The organism is Paenibacillus sp. Soil750 (genome assembly GCF_001428045.1).
GTDB classification, from domain to species: domain Bacteria; phylum Bacillota; class Bacilli; order Paenibacillales; family NBRC-103111; genus Paenibacillus_E; species Paenibacillus_E allorhizoplanae.
On sequence record NZ_LMSD01000042.1, the window covers coordinates 345,872 to 354,965 of the forward strand.

Below are 9,094 nucleotides of genomic sequence, written 5' to 3' on the forward strand. Positions count from 1 at the left end.
ATACCGCATTATCATTGTATGCGGCATGGGGTTGTTAACATGCGAAAGATAATAATAACCTTTTAACGAATACGGCTCTCTGTCAAATGAAACTGATTCACAAGCAGCAACATAGATTGCGTTATTGCCCCTACATCACCCGTCGTTTGACGCACATGATGCATGTCTTGCAGGAGCTCTTTCACAGTATGCTCAACCTCCGCTGAGATCTGACGGTTCTCTTTGCTTACCGCTGCAATCTTCTCCATAAGTGCAACGACTTCCTCCACAACCTGTGTTTTCATGGTATCGTGAGCATTCGCCGTGCTAAGAATCTCAGACGCCGCTGCAACAATTTGTGTTCCTTCTAGAACGACCTTTGTCCCTTCTTCCATCGAGATGAAAGCTTCATTCGCATGTCGTTCAATGTGCTCGATCGTCTCATTAATTTCCGTGGTTGATTTCTTGGTCAAATCCGCCAACTTGCGGATCTCCCCAGCAACGACGGCAAATCCTTTGCCATGTTCACCTACTCGTGCCGCCTCGATAGAGGCATTCAATGACAATAGATTCGTCTGCGCGGAGATTTCTTCAATGACTTTAAGCAGCTTCGGAATTTCTTGCGTCGTATGCAGGAAAGTTTGTATGGTTTGGTTCGTTTCCTCTACCTTCGCCGATATATGGGTCATCTTCTGACCAATACGTTCAACCTCATCCTGCGCAACTGCAATCTGCCCTGAAGCCTTCTGTTCCAGTTCCCGCAAGGTTCCGCTCATATTTTGCGTAGCGTCCTTCGCGACATCAATATCCTTCAGCTGTCCACGCAGCGAGCGAATCATATCATGGATTTTCGTACTCATCCGTCCCGTTGATTGCTCCGTAGAACCTGTTGAGTCATTCATCCGCTCTTGGCTCACCTTTACCTCAGCAGCCGCTTGCTTCACTTGCAGCATGATGCCTTCCAAGGAATCAATCATATTATTGATCCATTTGGCCAAATCACGCGTCTCATCACCAGCGAACTCATCAACCTTCAGACGCTGCGTCAAATCCCCTTTACCTTCTGCATTAATTCGAATAAATTTATTAATTTGAGCAAGTTGTTTAGCAATCGGCTTACTTCCTTGGCGTCTAATTAAACTTGCACCAATCCCGCCAAACAGTAGATTGACCCCCACCATAATTGCCGCGCCGACACCATTTGAAACATGTCCATTTAGCAGCCAGAAGCTACCCGTGGTAACAAGCAGCATGAGAACAATAAACCGTATTTGCAGACTGAACATCTTCCAATCGATCGAACGAATCCGGTAAACCTCTTCCAAATCGCCTTCACACATCATTCCCCACACGTCCGGACAATGCGGCAACTGGAAGGTCACACCTTTTCCAATAACAGAAATATGACGATAATCGGAATATCCCGGGTATTCAACGAATAGATTATTTCCCTTAGCAATTGTTCCTGCTACGCCTGGATGCAGCTGTCCCGTCGCAGGATCCGTGAAAACAAGCTCCAGCTCCGTATGCTCCTTGACGCCAACGATACCATAATCGGTGCGAACGCCGTCTTTCAAATTATCGCCATGGGTAAAGGTCAAATCTTCGAATCGGCTTCGCGATAACGCTGTTCCAGGAACGATTTGCTTATTTAACCCAGGCTTCGCCATAAATAAATAGTTATCACCCGAATCGGGATACACATGTCCCGACTCGCGCTGAATCAGATCTCCGAGCACATCGTTCGGTACGCGTCCACAAACGGCTCCTTTCCATTGCCCACCTACCATAATAGGTGAAATGAAAGCGATCGTCATCGCATCATGAAATGGCGAAGTGCTTGGGCCGATTTGGAGCGTAAGCGGGTCCGAGAAAGGTCCGAATAAGCATTTCACACCTTTGCGCGTTTCTTCCAAGCCTTTCCCAAGCACGCCTCCCGCCGCATACGATCTTCCCACATGCGCGTTGTGTGTGGAGTATACGACAGCAGCCTTTTCATTCAAAATGAATACTTCGGAGAAATCAGCTCCACTCTTCATTGCTGCTGTCAGGAGCTTTCCTACCACAGATGCATCCTTCGACGCAGACTCCTTCAACGCTTCAGTTCCCGTTAACTGTTCAAGCAGTCGATCCAAATTGGACCAGTAGGCGATGGCCCAACCACGTAAAATTTCCGTTCTTGTGTGCGCAATTCCTTCGAAAATATGCTCAACATCTTCCTTGATATGACGATTCAGGCGGTAAGACCACCACAAAGGCAGACCTTTTCTAAACCCCAGCCAATCAAACATACCACAACACCCCTTTATCACATTTAATGTGACTTTCTTTTACATTTGTCTTATTCGACAATATTATAGTGATTTTTCATGCAAATCAAGACAAATAACTGAAATTTTCATGAATTTTCCGAACATTAACAAAAAATTCATGAGGAATGTCGGTATTTTTATGTGTTAGCTATATTGACATAATTTTCTGAAAAATTTAAAATAGAAGAAAATACACATCTCCTCCAGCTTCTCACGTCATGTAAACTAACAAATAAAGAACTTAGATCAGAAAGGAGGCCTGGTTTCTGCTTCGGGCCCTTAGCAACATGTAGCTTCCGAAAGCATATCGATGAAACCAGGGAGCTGCGATGTCCAAACCTGAGAATCTGGTCACTACCCCTTATGATCCTCGTCCTTTTTTTGATGAGATGTTTATGAACGCCTACTCGGTTCGCCCTCATTATCAAAGTACCTTCCTTCAATTCATGTCGATGAAGACAGGTAACTTAAACAAACGCCAGACCGCTACGATGAAACGGATGATGGAAGAAGGTATTACTTTCACCCTCTATAGTCCCGATCAGACGGAGGCGCTAGAGCGCACACTCCCCTTCGATCCTATCCCTAGGATTATCCCGCAGGAAGAGTGGATAAAGCTCGAACGTGGACTCAAGCAGCGCGTAAAGGCACTCAATTTGTTCCTCAAAGATATTTATCATGAGCAGTCCATACTGAAGGATGGGATTATTCCCAGAAAAATGGTACTTTCCAATTGTTATTTCCGACCGGAGATGATGCGTCTCTCGATTCCAAACGATGTGTATGTTACGGCTTCTGGGATTGATTTAATTCGAGATGAGCAGGGTGAATATTTCGTTCTCGAGGATAATCTCCGTTCCCCTTCTGGCTTCTCTTACCTATATAAAAGCAGATCGATCATGACGCACTTATTCCCTGAACTCGTGTTCAGTCATTCCATTCAAGATATTGAGCATAGCTTAAACGTATTTCTAACCGCGCTGCGCAAGCTGAGTCCTTCTGGCAAATCAGATCCTGTCATTGGACTTTTGACACCAGGCTGCTATAACTCCGCTTATTTCGAGCACACGTTCCTCGCTCAGCAAATGGGATTAGAGTTAGTTGAAGGACACGATCTGGTCGTCATTGATCACAAAGTGTACATTCGCGGTATCAAAGGACTTCGTCAAATTGATGTTCTCTACCGCCGGATCGATGATGATTTCTTAGATCCACTCGCTTTCGATCCGAACTCGATGCTTGGGGTCGCTGGCATAATGAACGCCTATCGCGCAGGTAATATCAACATTGTGAACGCACCAGGTACAGGTGTAGCCGATGACAAGGCCATCTATGCCTACGTGCCCGATATGATTCGATATTACTTGAATGAAGAACCTATTTTAAACAACGTACCAACGTATATTCTTTCGCGGCCTGATGAGCGAGCGCATGTCCTGGCGCATTTGCATGAAATGGTCGTGAAGGAAACTTCGCTATCTGGCGGCTACGGCATGCTAATTGGGCCTACGGCTTCTGAGAGCGAAATCGCTGACTTCCGGCTCAAAATACTAGCTAACCCCGATCGCTATATTGCACAACCTACGATTCAACTATCCAGAGCACCTGTCATGATCGATGGTCAAATGGCAGCAAGGCACATTGATTTGCGAGCTTTTGTCATCGCGGGTGAAGACATTCAAGTGATTCCAGGCGGACTTACGCGTGTTGCTTTGAAAGAAGGCTCCCTCGTAGTGAATTCTTCGCAAGGCGGGGGATGTAAAGATACGTGGGTTGTTCGCTAAACGCAACCTACAATTCGAATGGAGGCCAAGGGATATGGTCATGATGGGACGAACAGCGGAAGCTTTATTCTGGATCGGTAGATATTCGGAAAGAACGGAGAATCACGCGAGGCTGATCGATGTGTATTATCATATCCGTGAGGACATGGAAGGCAGCAGTAAGCAATCCTGGAGCCGGCTCATCGATACAATCGGAGACCGTGCTGTTTTCTTAGAGCAGTACGGCAGCTTCACCGAACAACATGTCCTTCAATACATTACGCTAGATAAAAATAATGCGAACTCCCTTCTTGCCTGCACGAACCATGCACGTGCTAACCTGCGAAATATTCGGGAGAAAATGCCATCCGAGTTATGGGATATTATGAATGGCCTCTATTTATGGCTAAAAGAAAAAGAAGTCCGCGATATCACGAATGATTCGCCTCATTTGTTCTATCGCTTCATCCGGGATACGCTATCTATGTTTCAAGGCTCGGCGACTTCCGTCATGCCTCGTCAGAACGAATGGCATTTCGTTGAAGCTGGGCGCTATCTAGAACGTGCAGAGAATCTGCTGCGTCTAATTCAATCGCTTTGTTCGGAATATGCCAAAGAGGACTTTTCATCCTATCCGCTCATGCTTGCGGTTTTGAAATCCGTCAGTGGATACGAATCGTATCGAAAAGAGTATGCGGATACGGTCAATTTGAATAGCATCATCAAATTTCTGCTTTTAAATGAAACTTTCCCTCGATCCGTTGCATTCTCCATACAGTCTTTGGAGCGCTCGTTCAAGGGCATTCAATTGGATGATCCTGAACTCACCAACGCTGTGCATAAACTGGCCAAATTAGCAGGGAAAGTGAAAGCGAATTTGGCCTGCATGGACGAAGAGGATTTGAGATCAGGTAAATTAGAAGCGACATTGCAAACACTCCTCGACTCCTGTAATGGGATGGGGGTACGGATGTCCAAAGTCTTTTTTCCCTCTCGGGAGGAGGTTATCGCATGAAGAAGCTGGAGATCACGCACATTACTCGCTATTCCTACACCGATTCCGCACAGGACAGTGTCAATGAAATTCGGCTAACTCCGTTAACGGACAATCGTCAGTCCTGTTATCACCATGCGATCACAACCGAGCCTGTATCGGCTTTCTTCACCTATTCCGACTATTTCCACAACCGCGTGCACGCCTTTACGGTCAACAAGCTCCATCGCGAGCTCACAATCAAGATGGTCTCCACCGTTGTCACCCACGAAAATAATAACAATCCTGTCTCCCTTCGATCTTCTTATGAGGATAAGGCTTCGAGATACGGAGATGAGTTCCAGAATGAATACGCTGAGTATTTATTACCCACCAGCTATACCGGGCTAACGCCTGAATTGAAAGCTTACTCCGATGCCATTGTCGATGATGGCGTACCCTTATATGATCTACTCCAAACCATCTATACCACCATCAATCGCGACTTCACTTATGATGTTTCGGCGACCTCCGTACAGACCACAGTAGGCGAAATGTTGAAGCTGCGGCGTGGTGTTTGTCAGGACTACTCTCATTTCATGATCACCATTTGCCGCGAAAAAGGTATTCCAGCCCGTTACGTGAGTGGCTACCACTTCGTCGGTGATTTGCAAGGAGGCAGCGCGGATTTTACGCAAGCCTCCCACGCATGGGTGGAATGTCTCATCCCCGGCTCTGGCTGGTTCGGGTATGACCCAACGAACAATTGCGAAGTGAACTGGCGCTATATCAAGCTTGGGCATGGACGAGACTATAATGATATCGTCCCTGTCAAAGGCGTCTATCGCGGCTCGGGCACACAGGACTTGGAAGTTATCGTGGATGTAAAGTTAGTGGAATAGACTTGCCTGCGGAATCGGTCTCCTCCTATTTGCATTAACTGGAAAATGTACAGCTATTTACGAGAAATTCCTTCGAAAACTCGACTTAACTGTAAAACATGTAGTTAAAATCGCCTATTTTGTTCCTATTAGCTAAAGTGATTAAAATTAACTTTAGGTTATCCAGCTGCTACTCAGCGTTTGAGCGAAAAAACCTGAATTTAACTGGAGAAAATCCATCTATTTACCTCCTTCCCTTACCCCATGAACTCAAAAGGCACGGATCCGAGATCCGTGCCTTTCACTCTTTTAAAAAAAATCCGTCAGATACGTTGTACGCTCCGGAATGAATCGTTCCCATCTGGAGATCTCACCTGCGTCACCTTGCAGACGCCCAATGCGATAAAGCAACGATGCTCGTTTGTAACCCATCAATAGCGCGGATAAGGTCTGGATATCACACGAGACGATATGCCGCTCTTCCTTTTTATCGCTGCCTACCTCGATAGCGAACGTTTGTTCCTCACTTAGTTTAACAACGTCATTCCCTTCACCCTGTCCTGGCTGAATTCGGAATATCCCGTTATTCCACTCCGCATGTCCGTCACTAAGCTGAAGATAAAACGGCTTGCCCTCGCTTACACCTTCCACAACCGCGTTAAAAGGATAACCCCTAAGAAACGCCGCAGCATCGACGATGCGTGCCATAAAATAGGGAACGACCTCTTGCTTAATCCGAGGATCCGCCAATACAAAAGGCAACGGGTCGCCAAGCGGTGCCTGGCATACCACTTTGTCAATCATGGAGTCATGATTGGAGATCAATCGCCATAGGCCACGATTCGCATCCTCCGTCAAGGCAATTAACTCATGCACAGTGAACACCTTATCCTTCACTTGGTAAATGATGTACCCCTCTGGCTCCCCAGCAGCATTTCGATATAAGGTTACGATCCCTTTCTTCCTTTTAAAGACACTATTGCGCCACCAATCCCCCGTCCGCACGAGCATGCCGTTAAAACGTTTGGCGTACGCCTCATAGATCGGATTCAGCACCGCCGGTTCCGCTTCAATCCGTTGGAGCGTGCTGCCCTCTGCAACCTCTGGCTTCGGCAGCTGGTGGGTAGCAATTTCATATCGCATGTATTCGATGTATGCCTCCCACCCGTACTTGCGATAAAAAGCAAATGCGAATGGTGCCAAGAAAGACAGAATCTGACCAGATTCTTTCATCGTTTGTAGTGCACGGGACAACAATTGACCGACCATTCCCTGCCGACGATATTCTGGCCAAGTCGCTACCCCCGCAATACCTCCCATATCAAAAGCTTTGCCGTTTACCCATGTTTCCAGCTCCAGAATTGTTAATTTGGCTGCTAATCGATCTTCAACAAAATATCCCAAGGTCTGTTGGGATGCCATTACAGCTAGTTTTTCATCCCGCTCCTCCGGCAAAACCGTATATTGAAAAGCAAACTCCGACAAGGCAAGACTGTCTTGAAAATCATCTTTTTTCAACAATCTGATGGGATCCATAGTGCCTCCTAGTTGTCCATTTACCTCTATTCTAACATGGAGAATTCAACATAATCCATACATACCCATTTTGATCAATTTTCTTAAAAAGTGATAACCCTACAGACTCTCAAAGACGTATTTAGAGCTATTTTCCGAAAATCAGACGATAGTTCACCTAGCTTTTCGCTACTACAATTAAGAAGCGCAGACATCTATCGAGTCTTAGAGTCAGCAAGAGTTTGTAATTCTGCGTAGTGGAGAGAATTCCCCAGACGAAGGAAGAAGGTGATGGTTTAACGTCGTAAGACACGAACGACCAACGATCAGCATGAATTATGCATCAGCTTATCATTCATTCCGAAACAAGGCGTTTATTATTTTAACAGGAGGTTTTTTATGAAAAAGAAAGTGTTACTCTTAGTGCTTGTTTTCTTCATGATGATGGGGTCGGTTGTTGCATACGCCGCACCTAAAGTTAATACGTTTGAGCGGCCCGCGCGCGGAAACGCTTACACTTTAGCGCAATGGGGTGTTGACGGTTGGAGTGCCCCCTGGGACCTTGGGATGAGCACACGCACATGGATCGACGGCTACAATTTTAACCACTCTGGCGGTCAGTCACTTCGCGTGTTTTATCCACAAGGACAAATTGATCCGCAAAACTCTGGAGCTCAAGCACCTTTTATCATAACACCTGGGCAAGAATACTATTTATCTTACTGGGTTCGATTTAGCAGCGATTTCAGTTGGGGATCGACCGAAAATGCAGGCAAACTAGGGCTTGGATTAGCCGGCGGTGCCGCTTGTTCAGGCGGGCAGGAATGTACGGGCTACAATGGTTTTAGCTCTCGGATGATATGGCGTTCAGGCGGGCAAGCCGCTATTTATTACTATCATATGGGTAATGCTGGACAGTATGGAGACTATGCTGTTTTGAAAAACAACGGTGCCGACATCTATTATCCGAAAGGATCATGGGTTAACATCGTTCAGCGCCTCAAAGTCAACACCGTTACGAACGGAAATGCCAATCCGGATGGTGAGATCCAAATTTGGTATAACGGCACTTCGGCAGCCAATATTACAGGATTGCGTTTCGTTCGCAACACCGATCAGGTTGATAAAGCGTACTTCTCTTCGTTCTTCGGTGGAGCTACCTCCGCATTCGCACCTCAGAATGACTCCTATATCTGGTACGATGATCTCAAGGTTTCCACTAGTAAAGCAGAAATCTGCGAACTCGCCGTTGGCGGCTGTTATAACCGTACATTCCAAGCGGAAAGCTATAATTCCATGAGCGGCGTCATCACGGAAACCACACCCGATACAGGCGGTGGCCAAAATGTTGGAGCGATTGACAACCAAGATTGGATCGCTTTCAGCAATGTGAACATTCCCACGGCGGGCACGTATTTGGTCGAATATCGGATCGCGACCCCGAATAATAACGGAAAAATCTCGCTGGACATCAACGCCGGCGGAACCGTACTAGGTCAAATCGATATTCCCAATACTGGCAGCTTTTCCACTTATCGAACCGTCTCCCATCAGGTTCAGATCCCAGCAGGCACACATCAATTCGGTCTCTATGCGGCGACCGGCGGTTTCGATATCAATTGGTGGAAAATCACCAAACTATATTAATTTGAAGTGAAGGAGGGATAGGCC

The 9,094-nt window shown here is 46.4% G+C and carries 6 protein-coding genes; 4 read left to right on the forward strand and 2 right to left on the reverse strand.

Annotation, left to right across the window (positions count from 1 at the left end; genetic code table 11):
* Positions 1-62: 62 nt before the first annotated feature.
* Positions 63-2,270 (reverse strand): methyl-accepting chemotaxis protein, encoded by a 2,208-nt coding sequence (locus ASL11_RS32430; RefSeq protein ID WP_056624431.1) that lies wholly within the window; start codon positions 2,268-2,270, stop codon positions 63-65.
* 350 nt (positions 2,271-2,620) lie between these two features.
* Here ASL11_RS32430 and ASL11_RS32435 point away from each other — a divergent pair, with 350 nt between their 5' ends.
* From ASL11_RS32435 to ASL11_RS32445, 3 genes are read left to right on the forward strand one after another with little or no spacing between them, the layout of a single operon-like run.
* The gene (locus tag ASL11_RS32435; protein ID WP_056624435.1) at positions 2,621-4,075 is read left to right on the forward strand and encodes a circularly permuted type 2 ATP-grasp protein; all 1,455 of its coding nucleotides are present in this window, start codon (positions 2,621-2,623) and stop codon (positions 4,073-4,075) included.
* 34 nt (positions 4,076-4,109) lie between these two features.
* Complete coding sequence (locus ASL11_RS32440; RefSeq protein ID WP_056624438.1) at positions 4,110-5,069, forward strand: alpha-E domain-containing protein; 960 nt, start codon at positions 4,110-4,112, stop codon at positions 5,067-5,069.
* A complete protein-coding gene (locus ASL11_RS32445; RefSeq protein WP_056624441.1) occupies positions 5,066-5,929 on the forward strand; it encodes a transglutaminase family protein in 864 nt (287 codons plus the stop codon). The genes ASL11_RS32440 and ASL11_RS32445 overlap by 4 nt, the downstream gene beginning before the upstream one ends.
* A 288-nt stretch (positions 5,930-6,217) precedes the next feature.
* On the opposite strand, the gene ASL11_RS32450 is transcribed toward ASL11_RS32445, so the two are convergent.
* Positions 6,218-7,444: a GNAT family N-acetyltransferase gene (locus ASL11_RS32450; protein WP_056624445.1), complete on the reverse strand. Its 1,227-nt coding sequence runs from the start codon at positions 7,442-7,444 to the stop codon at positions 6,218-6,220.
* 378 nt (positions 7,445-7,822) lie between these two features.
* Here ASL11_RS32450 and ASL11_RS32455 point away from each other — a divergent pair, with 378 nt between their 5' ends.
* The gene (locus ASL11_RS32455; protein ID WP_063795746.1) at positions 7,823-9,070 is read left to right on the forward strand and encodes a carbohydrate-binding protein; all 1,248 of its coding nucleotides are present in this window, start codon (positions 7,823-7,825) and stop codon (positions 9,068-9,070) included.
* The last annotated feature ends 24 nt before the right edge of the window (positions 9,071-9,094 follow it).